Here is a 19,119-nt window from a genome sequence, read left to right as displayed (position 1 = left end):
GCGCACCGAAGGGGGTACCACGCATGCACTACCTGACCTTCGTGAGCCGGGTCGCCCGGCTCACCGGCACCAGCGAGGACCGGGCCGCCACGCTCACCGGGGCCACACTGGAGACGTTCGCCGAGCGGCTGACCGGCGGCGAGGTGCTGGACCTGGCCGCGCAGCTGCCGAAGCCACTCCAGGGGCTGCTCAGCCCGTATCCGCGCGACGAGGCCGCGGAACGGTTCGGCGCGGCGGAGTTCGTCGCCCGGGTCGCCCGCCGGGCCGACTGCGACGAGAACACCGCCCGGGACGCCGTACGCGCGGTGTTCGTCACGATGCGCGAGGCGATCCGCGGCGGGGAGTTCCAGGAGGTCGTGGTCCAGTTTCCGCGCGACTACCGGGACATGGTGGAACCGGCCCTCGCCCCGGCCGCCGCGCGCCGCTGAACCGGCGGCCGGTCAGCCGATCACACCGGCGGCGCGCAGAGCGGCGATCCGGCCGGCGTCGATCCCGGCATCGGCGAGCACCTCGTCGGTGTGCTCGCCCGGCGACGGTGGCGGGCGCCGGACAGAGGTCGGGGTGGCCGAGAAGCGCGGTGCGGGAGCGGGCTGGGTGACGCCGTCCGGCGCCACGAAGACCTCGCGTGCCCGCAGGTGCGGATGCTCCGGCGCCTCGGCCCAGTCGAGCACCGGCGCCACGCAGGCGTCGGTTCCGCCCAGCAGTTCCGTCCACTCGTCCCGGGTACGGGTGCGGAACAGCCGCGCCCAGGCCGCCCGCAGCGCCGGCCAGTTCGCCGGATCGTCCCGGTCCAGCGCCTCACCGCCGGCCGCCGCGCCGGCGTCCTGCGGGCCGTCGCCGCCGTCGGGCGGGAAGCCGGTGAGCCGGACCAGTTCGGCGTAGAACTGCGGCTCCAGCGCGCCCACCGCCACGTACCGCCCGTCGGCGCACTCGTACGTGTCGTAGAAGGGCGCGCCGCCGTCGAGGAGGTTCACCCCGCGCGGGTCCTGCCACAGGCCGATGCCGCGCAGCGCGTGGATCTGGGTGGCCAGCACCGACACGCCGTCCACGATGGCCGCGTCGACCACCTGGCCGGGTGCGCCGCCGCGTACCGCGTACAGCGCGGCGACCACGCCGAGCGCCAGCATCATGCCCCCGCCGCCGTAGTCGCCGAGCAGGTTCATCGGCGGCACCGGGCGTTCCCCGGCCCGGCCCACGCCGTGCAGCGCACCGGTCAGGGCCAGGTAGTCGATGTCGTGCCCGGCGCGCTGCGCCAGCGGCCCGTCCTGCCCCCAGCCGGTCATCCGCCCGTACACCAGCTTGGGGTTGGCGGCGAGGCAGTCGTCCGGGCCGAGGCCGAGTCGTTCGGTCACCCCCGGCCGGAAGCCCTCCACCAGCGCGTCTGCGCCGGCGACCAGGTCGAGCACCAGGTCACGCCCCTCGGGCTGCTTGAGGTCGACGGCGATCGAGCGGCGGTTGCGGTTCAGCAGGTCGCCGGGGAAGGCGCCGAACCCGCCGCCGCCGGGCCGGTCGACGCGCACCACGTCGGCGCCGAGGTCGGCCAGCATCATCGACGCGAACGGACCGGGGCCGATCCCGGCCAGCTCGATCACCCGTACGCCGGTCAGTGGTCCCTGGTTGGTCACCCGCGTCACCATAGAGTGCCCGGTGACCTGGCGCCATGCCCTCCACCACCGCACAGCGGTTGACCAGGGCAATCAACCGTGTCCCGACTTGGCGTCCGGTCCGGCGGTGACCTAGCCTTGTGCAGGCGAGGGGAGTACTTCCCACGAATCATTCCGGTCAGTACGGCAAGCCGCCGAGGCGAGCCCCGGGTGGTTGCCCACGAAAACGTGGGTGAAGGAGACCTCGAACATGACACGGTGTTCGAGGAGGCTCCATGCCCGAATTGTCGCCCCTGGCCGCGGCCGGGTTGTCGTCTGTCGGCACGCCCACGCTGTGGGTCGTGACGATCGTCGGCGTGCTCGTCCTGCTGGTGCTCGACTTCCTGGTCACCAGAAAGCCGCACGAGGTCTCGATCCGTGAGGCCCTGGGCTGGTCGGCCTTCTACATCGCCCTGCCGCTGGCCTTCGGCGCCTGGATCTGGTCCCGCTACGGCAGCCAGCAGGGCATCGAGTACCTCACCGGTTACCTGGTCGAGAAGTCCCTCTCGGTCGACAACCTGTTCGTCTTCATGCTGCTGCTGGCCGCGTTCGCGGTGCCCGCCGTGCTCGCCCAGCGGGTGCTGCTCTACGGCATCGCGGGCGCCCTGGTGCTGCGCGGTGTGTTCATCGCGCTCGGCGCCGCCGCGCTCCAGACGCTCGACTTCGCCTTCCTGCTGTTCGCGCTCATCCTGATCGCCACCGCGGTCAAGCTGCTGCGTGACGCCCTCTCCGGGCACGAGCAGGAGGTCGACATCAACAAGATGCGGTCGGTACGCCTGCTCCGCAAGATCATGCCGGTGGTCGACGACTACCACGGCACCCGGATGACGATCCGGCAGGGCGGCCGGCGGGCGCTCACCCCGTTCGCGCTCGTCGTGGTCGCCGTGCTGGCCACGGACATCGTGTTCGCCGTCGACTCGGTGCCGGCCGTCTACGGCATCACCGAGGACCCGTACCTGGTCTTCGCCACCAACGCCTTCGCGCTACTGGGCCTGCGGGCGCTCTACTTCGTGCTGCACGCCGCGCTGAGCCGGCTCGTGCACCTCAGCTACGGCCTGGCCGCCATCCTGGCGTTCATCGGCGTCAAGCTCGGCCTGCACTGGGCGCACGGCATCTGGGAGGGCGTGCCGGAGATCCCGACGCTCGCCTCGCTCGGCGTGATCATCGGTGTCCTGGTGATCGTCACCATCACCAGCCTGCGGGCCACCCGCAACAGCGGCGACGGCAAGCGCACCGTCGTGCACGAGGTGCAGGGTGGAGGTTCCGCCTGACTCGGTGGGAACCCCTGCCCCGGCGGGACCGGCGGTGGTACGACTGACGGGTGGGAATCGTCTCGCCCGGCTTCCAGGGCCGGCCCCGTACGTCCGCGCCCGACCTGCCGCCGGGGCAGTACCTCACCGAGGACTTCCCGGTGCTCTCCGCGGGCCCGACGCCGCGCGTGCCGCTGGACACCTGGGAGTTCGTGCTGACCAGCGAGACCGGCGCGGAGTACCGCTGGTCCTGGGACGAGATGATGGGCCTGCCGCAGGACACCCCGACTGTGGACCTGCACTGCGTCACCCGCTGGTCCAAGCTCGGCACCACCTGGCAGGGCGTCTCCCTGGACACGCTGCTCGACGGCGTCGACACCGAGGCCCGGTACGCGCTGGCGCACTCCTACGGCGGCTACACCACCAACCTGCCGCTCGACGACCTGCGCGGCGGGCGGGCCTGGGTGGTGCACACGTACGACGGGGGGCCGCTGCCGGCCGAGCACGGCGGACCGGCGCGGCTGCTCGTGCCGCACCTGTACCTGTGGAAGTCGGCCAAGTGGGTGCACGGCATCCGGCTGCTCGCCGACGACCGGCCCGGCTTCTGGGAGACCGCCGGTTACCACGACTACGGCGACCCGTGGCGCGAGCAGCGCTACCAGGGCGACTGAGGTGACGGCGCAGGCCGAGGGCCGCCGCGTCGCGCCGCTGATGTGGCGGGTCGCCCGGCTGGTCGAGCGGCGGATCGAGACGCCCACCGCGCAGACGCTGGTGCTGGACGTGCCCGGCTGGCCCGGGCACCTGCCCGGGCAGCACGTCGACCTGCGCCTCACCGCCGAGGACGGCTACCAGGCCGCCCGGTCGTACTCGCTGGCCGGCCCCGCCGACGGCGAGCGGATCGAGGTGACGGTGCAGCGGGTACCCGACGGCGAGGTTTCGCCGTACCTCACCGACACCTACGCCGAGGGCGACCCGCTGGAGGTACGCGGCCCGGTCGGCGGCTGGTTCGTCTGGCGTACCGACGACACCGCGCCGGTGCTGCTCGTGGGCGGCGGATCCGGCGTGGTGCCGCTGATGGCGATGATCCGCGCGCGCCGCGCCGCGGGCAGCCGCACGCCGTTCCGGCTCGTCTACTCGGTGCGCACCCCCGACGACGTCATCTACGCCGACGAGCTGCGCCGCCGCGCGCGCGACGACCAGGGCCTCGACGTCGCGTACGTCTACACCAGGTCCGCGCCCGAGGGCTGGCGCGGCGAGCCGCACCGGATCGGCCTGGCCGACGTGAACAGCCACGGCTGGCCGCCCGACCTGGAGCCGCTGTGCTACGTGTGCGGCCCCACCGGATTCGTGGAGACCGTGGCCGACCTGCTGGTGGGGCTGGGTCACCCGACCCGGCGCGTGCGGACCGAACGGTTCGGCCCGACCGGCTGAGAACCCGAGGAGGGCGTATGACCGACCTGTCCTACGTGGACGGCAACATGCTCGACGGGCCGTTGCGTGAGTTGTTCGCCGTCGACCTGAGCGCCACCACCGGCCGCTGCGACACCTGCGGGACGACCGGCCCGATGGCCGGGCTACACGTCTACTCGCACGCCCCGGGCCTGGTCGGGCGCTGCCCCGCCTGCACCGGGGTGATGGTGCGGCTGGTCCGCGCGCCGCAGCGGGCCTGGCTGGACCTGCGCGGCACCACGTACCTCCAGGTGCCCATGCCGGCCGAGCAGGGCTTCCGGGCCGCGCCCTGACGTCTGCGCCGTGGCTGGACCGCGCCCGCCGCGCCGGCGCAGCCGCCCGACGAGCTGACCCACCGTCACCGGCACCACGGAGAGCACGAGCTGACCGTTGCGTGGGTCGACTGTCGCCGCCACCCCGTACAGCCGGGCGCCGTGCCGCAGCAGCCGGGGCCGCCCGGCGGCGAGCCGGGGCGCGCGCACCGCGGCCCCGCCGCGCCCGTGACCGCCGTCCACCTCGGCGCGGACCGGATGGCGCTGCCCGCTGGCGGAGCTTGCCGCCAGGAGCCGGTCGAGTGCGAAGTCCGTGCGGAGCGTGCGGCCGGTCGGATCGCCGGCGTCCATCCGGGTGGCGCCCACGACCGGACCGGCCAGCATCCGCACCGGCCCGGCCTCCGTGGCGAACCGGGGGTACGGGCTGCGCGTCGTCACCGTCAACGTGTGCCCGTCGACCCAGCTCACGTCGACGGTGTCCAGCCGCGCCAGCCAGTCGGCGCGCACGTCGGTGACGTCGGTCCACCGCGCCGGGGCACCCGGATAGCCCGCGTGCCAGCGGTCACCGGCGAACACCGTCGCCGGCACGCCCCGGCCGCTGTCCTGCTCGATCACCGCCAGCAGGTCGTCGACTCCGCCCGCGGTCACCGCGCCCAGGCGCAGCCGGGCCTCGATGTCGAGCCGGTCCCGCAGACCGTCGGTGACGTGCCGCCGCACCAGCCGCGCGACCGTCGCGTGCACCCGCTCCTGCGCGGCCCGGTCCAGGTGCCGGAAGTCGTCGCCGACGAGGTTCGCCAGTTCCAGCCCGGCGTGACGGCGCAACACCGCGTCCCGGCGCTCCCCGGCGGGGATCAGGTCGGCCACGTACGCGAACAGCCGCTCCACGCTGACCAGGCGCTGTTCGACCCGGCTGTGGTAGGTGATGTTGCGGGCGTCCAGCCGGCGCACCGCGTGGTAGTAGTCGTAGTCGGCGAGCACCGAGATCCGGCGGGCGTGGTAGCAGGCGGAAAGCGTGAACGGCTGGTCGCTGAGCACCGGCATGTCCTCCGGGAACCGCAGCCCGAGCCGGTCCACGAGGTCGCGCCGGAACAGCTTCGTGTTCGCCAGCGACCAGGGCAGCGCCGAGTCGAACAGGCTCACGTCGACCGTGTTGCCGTCGGCGAACACGTCGGAGAACACGTGCCGGCCGTTGACCCCGACCACCTTGCCGAGCACCACGTCCGAGCCGTACCGGTCGGCGGCGGCGACCAGACGCTCGAGGGCCTCCGGACCGAGCCGGTCGTCCGAGCCGAGGAAGAAGACGTACCGGCCGGTGGCCAGGTCCAGTCCCCGGTTGCAGGGCGACGCCGGGCCACCGGAGTTGGGCTGGTGGACCACCCGCACCGTGCCGGGGTGCTTCGCGGCGTACCGGTCCAGCAGGCGGCCGCTGCCGTCGGTGGACCCGTCGTCCACCGCCACGATCTCCATCCGGCCCGGCCCGATCGTCTGCCGCAGCACCGAGTCGAGGCAGGACCGCAGGTAGCGCAGCGTGTTGTAGACAGGCACGACCACGCTCACGTCGGGGCGGCTCGGCGCGGCTGGGCGGGGCGTGGTCGGTGGGCGGTGCGTCGCCTCCTCGGCTGCCACAGCTGCTCCTTCACGGTCGCCCGGACGATCCGGCGCGACCCAGCGTGGTGGAGCGAGCCGTCCGGGTGACGACACCGGCGTGACGGCGAGGTGACCGGAAGGCAGCCGTTGGACACGCGCGAAGGGCCCGACCCCTTGGCGGGGGTCGGGCCCTTCGTCATGGTCGTTCGGTCAGGAGCTGTAGCCGCGGCTGGCGATCCAGCGGGCGAGCTCGTCGACGTCCATCCGGTAGGAGGCCTGGTTCGGGTTGGCCGAGTCGGCGATCGTCACGACCTTGCCGCCGTCGCGGTAGCCGACCACGCTGATGTAGTGGCCACCCTCGAAGGAGTGGGTGGTGCCGTCGGTGTCGGTGGCGGTGCCGGCGATGTTGGCCACCACGGCACGGCCGTCGTCGACGGTCTTGACCACGTCGGCGCGCAGCTTGTCGACCTTGTCGCGGTCGCGGGCCTTGTCCACGGGGATCTCGGTGGACTTGTAGACGTCCTTACCGGTCTCCTTGTTCAGCACCGGGGTGATGTCGTTGATGGAGTTGGTGCCGGCCTCGGTGGTGCCCATCTCCTCGGCCATGGCGTGCACGTCGATGTTCTTGCCCTGCACGCTCAGCGCGTTACGGGCGGCGGCGGGGCCGCAGAAGTAGAAGTTGGGCTGCGCCTCGTAGCGCACGTCGAGTTCCCGCTCGCCGTGGCCCTTGCGGTCGGCCACCACGCTCGTGGTGCCGGTGGTGGGGGCGGCATGGGCGGCGATGGCGGGGCCGGCGATGCCACCAGCGGTGGCGACGACACCAGCAGCGGTCAGAACGGTCTTGCGCAGCAGAGTGGTAGCCATGATGGTTGCCTCCCTGAAGTGGGGGATGACGCGGCAAAGGGGGGGATGCCGCGAGGGGAAAGTCTTGGGGGTGCCCGTGGAGAGAGGGCTGGCACGCGGGCGGCTCGGAGGGCCTGCTCTACGCGGCTCGGGGATGTAACGACCTGCGGACCGGGGTCATTCCCGCCGACCGTGGCTCACCCGGTCGGGGCGGTACGGCCCGAGGGGGCCTGTCCGGCGGCGTGGCCTCGCGCTTCGGCCCGGTGGATGTAACGACCGGCGGGCCGGGGTCATTCCGTGGCTCTCGGCCGGGGCGACGACCTGGGGGAGGTAACGGCGTCCGGCCGGCGGCCATTCCGGGGGGACGGCGGGGTGCCCGTCGTCCGGGGATGTAACGACGACCGGGCCGGGCCGATTCCCTGACCTATCCGGGCGCCCCTGGCGGGCCGGTGCCCGGCGCTCGACCTGGTGCCTGGGCCGTCAGCCATGTACAACGCCTCGCGCCCGCCACCGATTCCACCCCCACGGTGGCACCGACCACAGCCCCGCCAGGCTCAGCGCAGCGAACCGGACACCGCGGACCGAACCACCCGACCGGGTGCCGATGGTCCCGTCCGAGGCGCGGACGGATCCGTCCGAGGTCAGCCTCGACGCCGGTCGTCACAGCTCCACCCCGCCCGCCCACGCGATCTTGCAGTTTGGTGCCCGGCGAACCTCGCAAAGCGGGCATCCCTGGGGCGCCAGGTGCAAGATCGCGTGGGCACGTCGGTCCGTCACCTGTGCCGCACAGGAGCCAAAAGGTGCCGTGCGGGGCTACAAGGCGTCGTTCCCCGCACAATGAGATCGGCAGGCCACATCATGGGAGCCGGGGAGATCTTGGTACGAAAGGGCCCCCATGAGGGCCGTTTCCTACCAAGATCTACGGGCCCCGCCTGGGGCGAGGCGGAAGCGGCGTCGCGGCCCGCCTTCCCGGGGCGGTGGACCGGCCGGGACGGGCGGCACGTCGGGGCCGGGGCGGGCGGCCTCACGTCCGGGCTGGGACGGGTCGCCTCACGTCGGGGCGGGACAGGGGGCGGGGAGGTCGTGCCGGAAGTGGGCGCCGGCGCGGAAACCCGCACTCCGGACGCGGCGGGCCGTGTGGCGGAGGGGGAGTGCACCCCCGGATGCGGTGGGGTGGACGCGGTGGCGGAGAGTGGCGCTGTGCGATATCTGCGCAGTGACGGACGCGTCGCCATCCGCCGTCCCCGTCCGGCTGACGAGGCGGAGTTCGTCGCCGCCGTCCGGCGCAGCCGCGACCTGCACCATCCGTGGCTGTCCGCGCCCGATGACGCGCAGCGCTACGCGGCGTACCTGCGCAAGATCCGGGGGCGGGACAGCGCCGGGTTCCTGTTCTGCGACCGGGCCACCGGGCAGATCGCCGGATACGCGAACATCAGCGGCATCGTGCTGGGCGCGCTGCGCGGCGGCTACCTCGGATACGCGGCGTTCCGCCCGTACGCGGGCACCGGGCACGCCTCGGCCGGGGTGCGGCTGGTGATCGAGTACGCGTTCGGGCCGCTCGGTCTGCACCGGCTGGAGGCGAACATCCAGCCCGGCAACGAGCCGTCGAAGCGGCTGGCGCGGCGGCTCGGCTTCCGGCTGGAGGGGTTCTCCCCGGACTACCTGTTCATCGACGGCGCGTGGCGCGACCACGAACGCTGGGCGATCACCGCCCCGGCGCCGGACTGAGTGCGGCGCCGGAGGACGGTGACCGGCCGGTCTCAGCTGCCGGGCTTCGGGAAGGCGACCGGGCTGCGGTGCCCGTCCCGGTCGACCGCCCGTACGCCGAAGAACACGTTGTCCTTGGACAGGTCGATGGTCACCTCGGTGACGTCGCCGACCGGCAGCACCTTCTGCCACTGGTCGGCGGTGGTCTCCCGCCACACCACCTCGTACCCGGCCAGGTCCGGCTCGGGCCCGCGCTGCCACCGCAACGTGGTGTCGTTGGTCAGGTTCGTGGTCACCACTGTGACGCCCTTGGGTGTGCCGGGCGCCTGGGCCAGTGACCACAGCGTCGCGGCGTTCACCCGCGCCACCCGGGTGATGTAGCCGAAGTCGCAGAACTCCGGCAGGTCGCCGTACTGCACCCCGTCGACGACCCGCACGTCCTGGTGCTGGTGGGCGAAGTCCTCGTTGGGCTCGGTGAACCGGCCGGCCGGCCAGCCCTCGCGCAGGAACGAGATGTGGTCGCTGCCGCGCAGGTAGCGGTCCCGCCGGTAGATGACGCGCACGTCCATGCCGGTGGCGGAGTTCCCGGCCACGTCGGTGACGAACCGGGCGAGCTGCCGCGACGGCGAGTCGTTCTCGCCGCCGACGGACTGCCGCACGCTCGCCTCGGCCGGGGTCTCGGCGGTCGGCACGCCCTCGGCGAACAACCGCACGGTACGCGGGTCGCGCGTGCCGTCGTCGGCGGTGCTGGACCCGACGATGTCGTTGCTGAACATGGCCTGGACATCGGCGCCGGCCGCCTTCAACTGCGAGGCGAGGTACGCCGAGCCGTACAGTCCCTGCTCCTCGGCTGCGACGGCGGCGAGCACGATGGTGGCCTCGGTGCGGCGGGTGGACAGCACCCGGGCCAGCTCCATCACCACCGCCACGCCGGAGGCGTCGTCGTCCGCGCCCGGTGCGTCGCTGACCGCGTCCATCACGTCGGTCGCCCGGGAGTCGTAGTGGCCGGTGATGACGTACACCCGCTCGGGCGTGACGTCGCCGCGCAGGGTCGCCACCACGTTGGTGATGGTCGTCGGGACGGGGATGCGGGAGGCGGGCTGCTGGACGTACGACTGGAGTTCGACAGTCATCCGGCCGCCGGACGCGGCCGCGTACCCGGAGAGCTGGGCGTGGATCCAGTCGCGGGCGGCGCCGATGCCGCGTACCGGATCGGTCTGGCTGGACAGGGTGTGGCGGGTGCCGAACGCGGCGAGCCGGCGCACGGCGGCCTCGATCCGGCGGCCGTCGATCTCGCGCAGCAGCGCGGCCAGCTCGCGGCCGGGCCGCTGCGGCCGGGCCGGACGGCCCGGGCCCGGGGGAGCGCCGGTCGCGGCGGCGGCCGGGGCGGCGGTGAGCGGGGTGGCGACGGCGGCGGCGGTGGCCGCGGCGGAGGCGGTGAGGAAGGTACGCCGGCTGGACCTCGTGGGCCGACCCTCGGCGGTCTCGTGGTTTCCCATCCCGGCATCCTCGCGCCGATCACGAGGAATGTCCATATAGCCGTTGATGGATGGATCACGGGCACGTTTGTCGCAGGTCTGCCCGGGAACGGCAGCAGGCATGACGAAACCACGGGTGGTGATCGTGGGGGCCGGGTTCGCCGGGTACCACGCGGCCAAGACGTTGCGCCGACTGGCCCGCGACCGGGCCGAGATCGTCCTGCTGAACACGACCGACTACTTCCTCTATCTGCCGCTGCTGCCCGAGGTGGCGGCAGGTGTGGTGGAGCCGACCCGGATCGCGGTGCCGCTCGCCGGCACGCTCGACGGCGTCCGCGTGGTGATCGGCGAGGCCGACCGGGTCGACCTGCAGAACCGGTGGGTCGGCTACCGCTCCGTCGAGGGCGACCACGGGCAGCTCGCGTACGACCGGCTCGTGCTCAGCGTGGGCAGCGTCAACAAGCTGCTGCCGATCCCCGGCGTGACCGAGTACGCCCACGGCTTCCGCGGCCTGCCCGAGGCGCTGTTCCTGCACGACCACGTGGTCCGGCAGGTCGAGCTGGCCGAGCTGACCCAGGACCCGGCCGAGCAGCGGGCCCGCACCACGTTCGTGGTGGTCGGCGCCGGCTACACCGGCACCGAGGTGGCCGCGCACGGGCAGCTGTTCACCGACCGGCTGATGGCCCAGCGTCCGCACCTGAAGGTCCGGCCGCGCTGGATGCTGCTGGACGTGGCGCCCCGGGTGCTGCCCGAACTGGACCGGCGGATGTCCGTCACCGCTGACCGGGTGCTGCGCAAACGCGGCGTGGACGTGCGGATGGGCACCTCGGTCGCCGAGGCCACCCCGGACGGGGTGATGCTCACCGACGGCGAGTACGTCCCGACGTGCAGCCTCGTCTGGTGCGTGGGCGTACGCCCCGACCCGTTCGTGGCCGAACTGGGCCTGCGCACCGAGAAGGGCCGGCTGGTGGTCGACGAGTTCCTCAACGTTCCCGGCTACCCCGAGGTGTTCGCCTGCGGCGACGCCGCCGCCGTGCCCGACCCGACCCGCCCCGGGCAGGTGTGCGCGATGACCGCGCAGCACGCCCAGCGGCAGGGCAAGCTGGCGGCGCACAACATCGCCGCCTCGTACGGTCAGGGCGTGCGCAAGTCGTACAAGCACCATGACCTGGGCTGGGTGGTGGACCTGGGCGGCAAGGACGCGGCGGCGAACCCGCTGAAGGTGCCGCTCGCAGGGCTGCCGGCCAAGGCCGTCACCCGCGGCTACCACCTGCTGGCCATGCCCGGTAACCGGCCCCGGGTCGCGGCGGACTGGGCGCTGGACGCGACGCTGCCCCGGCCCGCCGTGCAGCTCGGGCTGGTCCCCGCGAACGCGGTGCCGCTGGAGAGCGAGTCACCGGAGCTGGCCCGCCGCCACTGATCGCCGCACGCACCCGCCGGCCGGCTCTCACCCGCCGGCCGGCGGCCGTTCCGGTGCTCCGGCGCTACCGGCCGCACCCGGGTCGGCCGGTTCGCCGTCGGCGGGCTGCGGCAGCGCCTGCCGCCCGGCGGGCGCGAACTCGCGCAGCAGCACCTGGACGATGCCGGCGGCCGGGATCGCCAGCAGCGCCCCCACCAGCCCGGCCAGCTCGACCGACAGCAGCACGCTGACCAGCACCGTCAACGGGTTCAACCGGACCGCGCGGCCCATGATGACCGGTTGCAGCAGATGGTTCTCCACCTGCTGGTAGACCACGAAGAAGACCAGCACGACGAGGCCGGCGGTGGGGGAGTGCAGGAACGCCGCGCCGGCCGCGGCGAGCGCGCCGAGCGTGGCGCCGACGAGCGGGATCAGGTCGAACACGGCGACCGTCAGCGCGATCACCGCGGCGAACGGCACACCGAGCAGGAACAGCACGACGAACGTCAGACCGCCGCAGATCACGCTGATGAGCAGGTTGCCGCTCAGGTAGCCGGTGACGATCCGGGACGAGTCACGCCCGATGCGCCGCAGCCGCGCCGCCGCGCCGTCGCCGGTGAGCCGCAGCGTGGCGGCCACGATCTTCGGCGCCTCCAGGACCATCAGGTACGCCAGCACCACCACGGTGACCAGCGCGGCGACCGCCTGGGCCACGCTGCGGACCACCCCTACCGTCGGGTCGCCGAGCCGGGCGCCGTACCGGCGCAGCTGGCCGGGTTCGGCGTAGCGGAGCAGGTGGAAGCGGTCCAGCAGCCGCCCGAGCGGCCCCTGCCCGGCCTGCGCCTCGCGTACGATGTCCGGCGCCCGGTCGGCGAAGCGGCCCACCTCGTCCACCAGCGGCACCACGATCAGCGCACCGACGGCGGCGAACAGCGCGAACGCGGCCAGGAACACCAGCAACGTGGCGAGCGCGCGGCGGCGTACCCGACGTTCGAGACGGTCCACGAGCGGTTTGAGGGCGACCGCGAAGAACACCGCCACCAGTCCCCACACCAGCACCCGCCGGGTGGCCCAGACCAGCGCCAGCCCGACCCCGGTGGCGAGGACCAGACCGATCACGATCAGCGTCCGGCGCGCGATGGACCGATCGTCGGCGGCGCTCATCCGGCGCGGCTACCCGTGCTCGGGGTACGGAAACCCGGCTCAGCCCAGGTCGGCGTCGGTGACCGGGTGGGCACCCGCGGCGAACGCGTCGAGCGTCGCGCCGTGCAGCACCGTTCCGGGCACCGGGTCGGCGGCGACGCGGGTGGCGAGCCGGATCACCGGGATCCGGCCCGCCGTGGGCGTGGCGGCGAGCACCACGTTGCCGTACCGGCGTCCGCGCAGCATCCGCCGGTCGGCGACCAGGCAGACGTCGGCGAACACCGCCCGCAGCGTCGCCACCTGTGACCGGGTGTGCGCCAGTGGCGGCAGGTCGGTGAGGTTGATCAGGTAGAGGCCGTCCGGGCGCAGCACCCGGGCCACCTGCGCCGCGAACTCGACCGCCGCCACCTGCGGCGGCATCCGGGCCGCCCGGTACACGTCGGCCACCACCACGTCGTACGTCCCGGGCGGCTCCTCGGCGACCGCCTCCCGGGCGTCGCCGAGCGCCACCACCACCTCCGGCGGCAGCCGTGGCAGTTTCCGCCGGACCAGCTCGACCACGCCCGGATCGCGCTCGATCACCCGCTGCGCCGAACCGGGCCGGGTGCTCGCGAGCCAGCGCGGCAGCGTGAGCGCGCCGCCGCCGAGGTGCAGCGCGGTCAGCGCCGCGCCGCGCGGGGCGGCCAGGTCGATCGCGGCGGCGATCCGCCGCACGTACTCGAAGTGCAGGTACCGGGCGTCGGCCACGTCCACGTACGACTGCTCGACCCCGTCGGCCAGCAGCGTGCGCCCGGACGGGCGGGCCGGGTCCACCACGATCTCCAGGGTCTCGGTGTCGTCGTGATCCACGGCGGGACACGGTACCGCGCGGCCACGGGCGGCCCCGGCCCGCATGGGACCGGGGCCGTTCCGCCGCCGGGTCAGCCGGCCGCCATCCCGGCGCCGGCCTCGTCGACTGCCGCGTCCACCCGGTGCGCGAGGTCCACGTCCGCCGCCGTCACGCCGTCGACCTGCTGGGTCCGGACCGTCAGCACGGCGTTGTCCGGGTCGGGACGCCCGATCTGCGGCGAGCGTCCGACGTCGGACTTGAGCCGGTCCAGCCGGTCGAGCACCCGGTCCAGGTTGCCGCCGGGGAGCTCGATCGTGCGCACGAGCGAGCGCCTGTCACTGGACCAGTAGGGCAGCGTCGCGAGCGCGTCGCGCAGCTCCGCCTCGGTCAGCGGCGCGGTGGCCGAGGACGCGCCCACCAGGCCGCCGCCGAAGTCGGCCGGCCCGAGCAGGTCACGCAACTCGTCGGGTACGCGCAGCGACTCGACCAGATCCGCGTCGGCCTCGGCGAGCGCGGCGAGCGTCGCCTCGGCCTGGTACCGCGCCTGCTCCGGGGTGAGGCGGCTGTACCGGCCGACCTCGGCCAGGAAGCCGGGCAGGTCGCGGCGGCGTTCCATGCCGTGCACCGGCACCACGTCGTGCAGGGTCAGCGGCACCGCCTCCAGCAGCCGCTCCCGTTCCGTCTCGTCCAGCGCCCGGGCCAGGGCCAGCACGGTGGCCTCCGCCGCGACCTTGGCCGCGGAGAAGTCCACCCCCGCACGCCGGCTCACGTCGTCGACGAGATCCCGGTAGCCCATCGAGACCCCGGGTGACGGTGTCGGGTCCGGCAGCGGGCGCGGCCGCTCCGCGACCGCGGCCGGCGGCGGCGCGGGGCCACCCCGGGTCGTGTCCGGCTTGTGCCGTCCGGCCGGCGGCGGGCCGGACCGGTCGTGCTGGTCCAGCGAGGTGACCTGCTTGGACGCGCTGAGGCTGGCGCCGGTCTGGCTCGGCCGCAGCCCTCGCTCGCGGGCCTCGCGGGCCAGGGCCCGGCGGCGCTGGTTGTCGCCCTCCATCTGCTTGCGCATCGTCGCACCTCGTTCCTGGGTCGGTTGCGCTTGCGCCGACCGCGTTCCCGGCGCTGCCGGGAAGGTAACGGCGGACCGTCCGGCGGACGCTTCATTCGCTGCGGGTGAGGAGCGCTCACCCCGGCGGGCGGCAGGCTCGGACGGACCGGACAACTTCCGACGCACGCGGAAGGGCAGGTCGACATGAAACGGATCGTGGAGATCGTCCCCGCCCGTCCCGGCTGGTACGCCCGTTGGCGGATCGGCCCGGACGACACCCGTTCCTACCCGGTGACCCTCTGGGCGCTGCTGGAGCACCACGACGGCAGTGGACGCGAGGTGGTCGGCGTCGACTGCGTCGGGCAGTGGCCCGGAGCGGACGACGACGACATGAGCGGGGACTTCGTCCGTTATCTGTTCCAGACGCCCGATTCCGGCGCGCCGGAGGACGTCGAGCCTCCAGTCGCGGGGCAGTCGCGCGACGAAGCACCGCACCGGCAGGCCGCGCCCGCCGTCTGAGCCATCCTCCCGGCCCCCGGCCCCTGGTCCCAGGGTCGGGGGCCACCCCTGTCCGCGGGGCGTCCGCCCGTCTCGCGGGCGGCGCCGGCCGGGTCAGCCCGCCTCGCGGGCGCCGCCGGTCAGCTCCTGCGGCGGGGCGGCCAGCAACTCGGCCAGGCCGGTGCGGTCCAGCAGGTGCCTGATCTGCGGGTTCAGGTTCAGCAGGCGGATCGCCCCGGTGCCGGCCCGGTGGATCACCACGAGCGCGCTCAGGCCCGAGGAGTCGCAGAGGTCCACCCCGGCGAAGTCGAGTTCCAGCTCCTGGTGACCGTCGCGGCGCAGGCCGGCCACGGCGTCGACGAGTTCCGGCGCGGTGTCGAAGTCCAGTTCCCCGGCCAGCCGCACCCGGGCGGAACCGACGTCGAGCCGGTCCACCTCGATGGTCAACATCTGGGAGGGCACGTACCCATGTTCCCAGCCGGGCACGGCCGGGAAACCCCCGGGGTCACGCGGACGCGGTCGAACCCGGCGCAGCGAGGCCCGGCGCGTCGTCGACCGGCGAGCGGTCGAGCAGACCGGTGACGCCGGTCAGGTCGAGGATGGTCTCCAGGAAGCGCGGGACCGCGCGCAGCTCGATGGCGGTGCCTGCGTGCTGGCCCTCCCGCCAGGCGTGCACGATCACGGACAGGCCGGTGCTGTCCATGAACTGAAGGCCGCCGAAGTCGAACACCAGCGTCGTCGGACGCGCGGTGAGCAGCCGGTCGATCTCGGCGCGCAGCGGGCCCGCCGTGGCGTACGCCAGGTCGCCGCCGACGACGACCACCGGGACGGCCGGGTTCGATCGATCCACGGAGATGCTCAGCGGGCTCGCCTCGGGCCTTCTCCGTTGAGGAACCACGTCACGCCTTTCCGCGGGGTTGCCGGTCGGGCCGGTATTGACAGGATCGTAACAACAGCGCCATCACCTCGCTGGATGCGCGAGCGGGCCGCAGCGCCGTGGGGTGGCGGTCCCGGCATACCGGCGTAGGGTGGGCGGTGATACGTGACCACAGGCGCCGGGTCCGGCGCCCCCGGGTGTCGACGAGGAGAGTGGGGCTCAGCTGGTGACTGCTGCCGACGTCAGGGGTGCCGACCCGGGCGACGGACGGATCTCCACGCCGAGCGCCGCACGGGCTCCGGCGTGGTCCGCCGCCGCGCCGGTGCCGTCCGCCCTGCCGCCGCTGGCAGCCGACCACGACCTTACCGTTCCCAACTGGTCCGAGGTGGTCGAGCACTTCCGTGAGGGCCTGGTCGTCTGCGACGCCGACGGTGTCGTCCAGCACGTGAGCCCGGTCGCGGAGCGGCTGATCCCCGAGGTGACGCCCGGCGAGCTGCTGGCCGCGGCCGGCCCGGTCCCGCTGCGCGGCGACGGCCCGGCCGAGTTCACCCACCACGGGCGGCGGCTGCGCGTACGCCCGGTCGCGTTGTCCCACCGACGGCGCTGCTGGTACGTCGACGACGTCACCGAGAGCGTCAGCCGGGCCGACGCGCTGCTCGCCGAGCGGGCCCGCTCGGCGTTCCTCGCCGTGGTCGGCGAGAAGCTCGGCAACCCGCTGCACCCGGACCGGGCCGCCGCCGCCGTGGTGCGCCTGGCCGTACCCACGGCGGCCGACGTGGCGGTCCTCGTCCTCGCCCCCCGCTCCGGCCGCGCCCGCTGGTGGCGGGCGGTACGCGCGGACGACCGGCCGCCGGTGGTGGACAGCGGGGTGCTGCCCGCCACGGCGCTCCCCGTGGCCATCGAGGCCGGCCTGGCCGGCGCCGAGCCGCACGAGCTGGACTGGCTGGTCGAGCAGGCCGCCGAGGCGGGCTGGCTGCCCGGCCTGGACACCTCCGGCGCCACCGCCCGGGTGGTGCCGCTGCCCGGCCGGGAGGCGCCGGCCGGGGCCCTGCTGGTGGCCCGGCGCGCCGACCGCTGGTACGACGAGGCCGACGTGGACCTGGTCCGCGCGTTCGCGGCCCGCGCCGGCGCGGCGCTGACCACCGCCATGCTCTACCGCGACCAGGCCGAGGTCGCCGACACGTTGCAGGCCAGCCTGCTGCCGGTCGAGCCGGCCTCGGCGACGGGGGTGCAGTGGGGCACCGCGTACCGGCCGGCGCAGGCCGGTCTGCGCATCGGCGGTGACTTCTACGGCTCGCACCGGCTCGCCGACGGCGGCTCGGTCTTCTTCCTCGGTGACGTGTCGGGCAAGGGCGTGGAGGCGGCCGTGTTCACCGGTCAGCTGCGCCAGTGCCTCCAGGCGTTGCACCGGGTCGAGACCCAGCCGGGACGGCTGCTGAAGCTGCTGAACGACGCGCTGCTGGAGACCACGCAGGCGCACGGGCAGGGCCGGTTCGCCACCATGGTGCTCGGCGTGGCCCGGCCGCACCGCGACGGCGGCCTGACGTTGACCCTGGCCGGCGGCGGGCACCTGCCGCCGCTGGTGCTGCGGGAGTCCGGCGAGGTCGAGGTGGTGCCGTTGCGCGGCATGCTGATCGGTGTGGTGCCCGATCCCCGCATCGGCGAGGTGACGGTGCACCTGGCGCCGGGGGAGACGTGCCTGTTCTACAGCGACGGGGTGACCGAGGCGCGCGGCGGCCGGCGCGGTGACGAGCAGTTCGGCGCCGAGCGGCTGCTCAACGCGGTGACCGACTGCCACCGGATGCCCGCGCCGGCGCTCGCCGAGCGGGTCGAGCAGGTGACCTGCGACTGGCTCGCGCACGGCGACCACGACGACATCGCCGTGCTGGCGCTGCGGGCCACCGGCCCGGCCGGGCGGGCGCCGCGGCACCTGCACGCGGTGCCGGATCCGGCCGTGACCGAACGAACGAGGGAGCTGTTCGCGTGACCGTGCCGACCGTCGAGGCCGACCCGGGCCATGCCTTCCCCCGCTATCTGGAGTGCCTGGCCGACGCCGACGAGTCCGCCGCCGTGTCGGTGGCCCGCGGGCTGCTGGAGGCGGGCGTGCCGGCCGAGCGGGTGCTGCTGGATCTGGTCGCCCCGGCCCAGGCCGAGGTGGGCGAACGCTGGGCCCGCAACGAGTGGAGCGTCGCCCAGGAGCACGCCGCCACCCACATCAGCGAGCGGGTGGTGGCCGCTGTGGCCGCGTACGCCGATCCCCGCCCGACCCGCGGGCGGATCGTGATGGCCTGCATGGACGGTGAGTGGCACGCGCTGCCGGCCCGGCTGGTGGCCGAGGTGCTGCGGCTGCGCGGCTGGCAGGTCGTCTTCCTCGGCGCCAGCGTCCCGGCCGCGCACCTGGTGTCCTACCTGCATCGCTACGACGCCGAGGCGGTGGCGCTGGCCTGCGCGCTGCCGATGCGGCTGCCGCACGCCCACCGGATGGTGGAGGCGTGCCGCCGCTCCGACGTGCCGGTGGTGGTCGGTGGCCGGGGCTTCGGCGACGACGGCCGCTGGGCCCGCGTGCTCGGTGTGCCGTGGGCGCCCGACGCGCCGGCCGCGGCGGACCTGGTGGCCGACGAGCGGGCGCTGCGCGAGACGCCGCCCGCGCGGCTGGATCACCTGGCCGACGACGAGTACGTCAGCCTGGTCAAACGGCGCGGCGAGCTGATCGACAGCGCCCTGGCCGACCTGCGCGAGCGGGTGCCGTCGACGGCCGACTACACCCCGGCGCAGCTCGACTCCACGATCAGCGACCTCGGCTACATCGTGGACTTCCTGGCCGCCGCGCTCTACGTGGACGACGCCACGCTGTTCACCGGGTTCGTCGAGTGGCTGGTGGAGATCCTGGTCAGCCGCGGGGTGCCGGCGGGCGCGGTCGGGCTGACCCTGGAGCACTATGGACAGCAGCTGCGCGACTTCCCGCGCGCGGCTGCCTTCCTCGACCGGGGGAGGGCCCTGGTGGGCGGGCTGTCGGCGGCGGGCCGCTGACGGGCGCCGGGCCGGCCGTCGCATATACTTGCACCACTGCAAGGGTTCGCCTGCGGTGGGAGCGAGAGGGGC

General features: G+C 74.1%; 18 protein-coding genes and 1 pseudogene. 10 read left to right on the top strand and 9 right to left on the bottom strand.

Features of this window, described 5'->3' with window-relative positions:
* Positions 1-23: 23 nt before the first annotated feature.
* Positions 24-428 (top strand): DUF2267 domain-containing protein, encoded by a 405-nt coding sequence (locus FHX31_RS16130; protein WP_013285971.1) that lies wholly within the window; start codon positions 24-26, stop codon positions 426-428.
* 12 nt (positions 429-440) lie between these two features.
* On the opposite strand, the gene FHX31_RS16125 is transcribed toward FHX31_RS16130, so the two are convergent.
* The gene (locus FHX31_RS16125; protein WP_184976679.1) at positions 441-1,637 is read right to left on the bottom strand and encodes a CaiB/BaiF CoA transferase family protein; all 1,197 of its coding nucleotides are present in this window, start codon (positions 1,635-1,637) and stop codon (positions 441-443) included.
* A gap of 242 nt (positions 1,638-1,879) precedes the next feature.
* On the opposite strand from FHX31_RS16125, the gene FHX31_RS16120 reads away from it, so the two are divergent.
* The 4 genes and pseudogenes from FHX31_RS16120 to FHX31_RS32720 all read left to right on the top strand — a co-directional run.
* Entirely contained in the window at positions 1,880-2,914 is a 1,035-nt protein-coding gene (locus tag FHX31_RS16120; protein WP_013285973.1) for a TerC/Alx family metal homeostasis membrane protein, read from the top strand.
* A 50-nt stretch (positions 2,915-2,964) separates the two neighbouring features.
* On the top strand, positions 2,965-3,564 hold the full coding sequence (locus FHX31_RS16115; protein WP_013285974.1) for a sulfite oxidase-like oxidoreductase: 600 nt from the start codon (positions 2,965-2,967) through the stop codon (positions 3,562-3,564).
* Positions 3,565-3,604: 40 nt separating this feature from the next.
* Positions 3,605-4,324, top strand: coding sequence for a ferredoxin reductase (locus FHX31_RS16110; protein ID WP_176739820.1), 720 nt, complete (start codon positions 3,605-3,607; stop codon positions 4,322-4,324).
* Positions 4,325-4,341: 17 nt separating this feature from the next.
* A pseudogene (locus FHX31_RS32720) lies at positions 4,342-4,542 on the top strand (DUF6510 family protein); the annotation flags it as partial.
* Here FHX31_RS32720 and FHX31_RS16105 read toward each other — a convergent pair.
* Complete coding sequence (locus tag FHX31_RS16105) at positions 4,468-6,240, bottom strand: glycosyltransferase (RefSeq protein ID WP_184976678.1); 1,773 nt, start codon at positions 6,238-6,240, stop codon at positions 4,468-4,470. The pseudogene FHX31_RS32720 and the gene FHX31_RS16105 sit on opposite strands and share 75 nt — an antisense overlap.
* 171 nt (positions 6,241-6,411) lie before the next feature.
* Positions 6,412-7,065 (bottom strand): C39 family peptidase, encoded by a 654-nt coding sequence (locus tag FHX31_RS16100; protein ID WP_184976677.1) that lies wholly within the window; start codon positions 7,063-7,065, stop codon positions 6,412-6,414.
* Positions 7,066-8,244: 1,179 nt separating this feature from the next.
* On the opposite strand from FHX31_RS16100, the gene FHX31_RS32715 reads away from it, so the two are divergent.
* Positions 8,245-8,772 (top strand): GNAT family N-acetyltransferase, encoded by a 528-nt coding sequence (locus FHX31_RS32715; protein ID WP_236619305.1) that lies wholly within the window; start codon positions 8,245-8,247, stop codon positions 8,770-8,772.
* A gap of 32 nt (positions 8,773-8,804) precedes the next feature.
* On the opposite strand, the gene FHX31_RS16090 is transcribed toward FHX31_RS32715, so the two are convergent.
* On the bottom strand, positions 8,805-10,250 hold the full coding sequence (locus FHX31_RS16090; RefSeq protein ID WP_184976676.1) for a M20/M25/M40 family metallo-hydrolase: 1,446 nt from the start codon (positions 10,248-10,250) through the stop codon (positions 8,805-8,807).
* A 100-nt stretch (positions 10,251-10,350) separates the two neighbouring features.
* Between FHX31_RS16090 and FHX31_RS16085 the strand changes: the two genes are divergently transcribed.
* Entirely contained in the window at positions 10,351-11,649 is a 1,299-nt protein-coding gene (locus tag FHX31_RS16085) for an NAD(P)/FAD-dependent oxidoreductase (RefSeq protein WP_013477041.1), read from the top strand.
* 27 nt (positions 11,650-11,676) lie between these two features.
* Here FHX31_RS16085 and FHX31_RS16080 read toward each other — a convergent pair whose 3' ends face one another.
* Genes FHX31_RS16080 through FHX31_RS16070 form a run of 3 tightly spaced genes read right to left on the bottom strand, consistent with a single transcriptional unit; the run spans position 11,677 to position 14,663 of the window.
* Complete coding sequence (locus FHX31_RS16080) at positions 11,677-12,792, bottom strand: AI-2E family transporter (protein WP_091328359.1); 1,116 nt, start codon at positions 12,790-12,792, stop codon at positions 11,677-11,679.
* Positions 12,793-12,831: 39 nt separating this feature from the next.
* Entirely contained in the window at positions 12,832-13,665 is an 834-nt protein-coding gene (locus FHX31_RS16075) for a spermidine synthase (RefSeq protein WP_184976675.1), read from the bottom strand.
* A 26-nt stretch (positions 13,666-13,691) separates the two neighbouring features.
* Complete coding sequence (locus tag FHX31_RS16070) at positions 13,692-14,663, bottom strand: DUF2267 domain-containing protein (protein WP_013285983.1); 972 nt, start codon at positions 14,661-14,663, stop codon at positions 13,692-13,694.
* A 183-nt stretch (positions 14,664-14,846) separates the two neighbouring features.
* On the opposite strand from FHX31_RS16070, the gene FHX31_RS16065 reads away from it, so the two are divergent.
* On the top strand, positions 14,847-15,161 hold the full coding sequence (locus tag FHX31_RS16065) for a hypothetical protein (RefSeq protein WP_013285984.1): 315 nt from the start codon (positions 14,847-14,849) through the stop codon (positions 15,159-15,161).
* A gap of 93 nt (positions 15,162-15,254) precedes the next feature.
* Here FHX31_RS16065 and FHX31_RS16060 read toward each other — a convergent pair whose 3' ends face one another.
* Together FHX31_RS16060 and FHX31_RS16055 are read right to left on the bottom strand one after the other, a co-directional pair.
* Positions 15,255-15,602 carry an STAS domain-containing protein gene (locus FHX31_RS16060; RefSeq protein ID WP_236619304.1) on the bottom strand — a complete coding sequence of 116 codons (348 nt, stop codon included), beginning with the start codon at positions 15,600-15,602 and terminating at the stop codon, positions 15,255-15,257.
* A gap of 43 nt (positions 15,603-15,645) precedes the next feature.
* Positions 15,646-15,990: an STAS domain-containing protein gene (locus FHX31_RS16055; protein WP_013477036.1), complete on the bottom strand. Its 345-nt coding sequence runs from the start codon at positions 15,988-15,990 to the stop codon at positions 15,646-15,648.
* Positions 15,991-16,243: 253 nt separating this feature from the next.
* Here FHX31_RS16055 and FHX31_RS16050 point away from each other — a divergent pair, with 253 nt between their 5' ends.
* Positions 16,244-18,004, top strand: a complete 1,761-nt coding sequence (locus FHX31_RS16050; protein ID WP_184976674.1) for a PP2C family protein-serine/threonine phosphatase — start codon at positions 16,244-16,246, stop codon at positions 18,002-18,004.
* Positions 18,001-19,047: a cobalamin B12-binding domain-containing protein gene (locus tag FHX31_RS16045; protein ID WP_184976673.1), complete on the top strand. Its 1,047-nt coding sequence runs from the start codon at positions 18,001-18,003 to the stop codon at positions 19,045-19,047. The genes FHX31_RS16050 and FHX31_RS16045 overlap by 4 nt, the downstream gene beginning before the upstream one ends.
* The last annotated feature ends 72 nt before the right edge of the window (positions 19,048-19,119 follow it).

The organism is Micromonospora sp. CNZ286, assembly GCF_014207755.1.
Note: the sequence above shows the minus strand (reverse complement) of the source record. Positions and strands in the feature narration are given on the sequence as shown.

Excerpts from the sequence above, each read along its gene's own strand:
- FHX31_RS16130 (WP_013285971.1), top strand. The coding sequence starts at position 24 with ATGCACTACCTGACCTTCGTGAGCCGGGTCGCCCGGCTCACCGGCACC.
- FHX31_RS16125 (WP_184976679.1), bottom strand. The coding sequence starts at position 1,637 with ATGGTGACGCGGGTGACCAACCAGGGACCACTGACCGGCGTACGGGTG.
- FHX31_RS16120 (WP_013285973.1), top strand. The coding sequence starts at position 1,880 with ATGCCCGAATTGTCGCCCCTGGCCGCGGCCGGGTTGTCGTCTGTCGGC.
- FHX31_RS16110 (WP_176739820.1), top strand. The coding sequence starts at position 3,605 with ATGTGGCGGGTCGCCCGGCTGGTCGAGCGGCGGATCGAGACGCCCACC.
- FHX31_RS16100 (WP_184976677.1), bottom strand. The coding sequence starts at position 7,065 with ATGGCTACCACTCTGCTGCGCAAGACCGTTCTGACCGCTGCTGGTGTC.
- FHX31_RS16090 (WP_184976676.1), bottom strand. The coding sequence starts at position 10,250 with ATGGGAAACCACGAGACCGCCGAGGGTCGGCCCACGAGGTCCAGCCGG.
- FHX31_RS16085 (WP_013477041.1), top strand. The coding sequence starts at position 10,351 with ATGACGAAACCACGGGTGGTGATCGTGGGGGCCGGGTTCGCCGGGTAC.
- FHX31_RS16080 (WP_091328359.1), bottom strand. The coding sequence starts at position 12,792 with ATGAGCGCCGCCGACGATCGGTCCATCGCGCGCCGGACGCTGATCGTG.
- FHX31_RS16075 (WP_184976675.1), bottom strand. The coding sequence starts at position 13,665 with ATGCGGGCCGGGGCCGCCCGTGGCCGCGCGGTACCGTGTCCCGCCGTG.
- FHX31_RS16070 (WP_013285983.1), bottom strand. The coding sequence starts at position 14,663 with ATGCGCAAGCAGATGGAGGGCGACAACCAGCGCCGCCGGGCCCTGGCC.
- FHX31_RS16065 (WP_013285984.1), top strand. The coding sequence starts at position 14,847 with ATGAAACGGATCGTGGAGATCGTCCCCGCCCGTCCCGGCTGGTACGCC.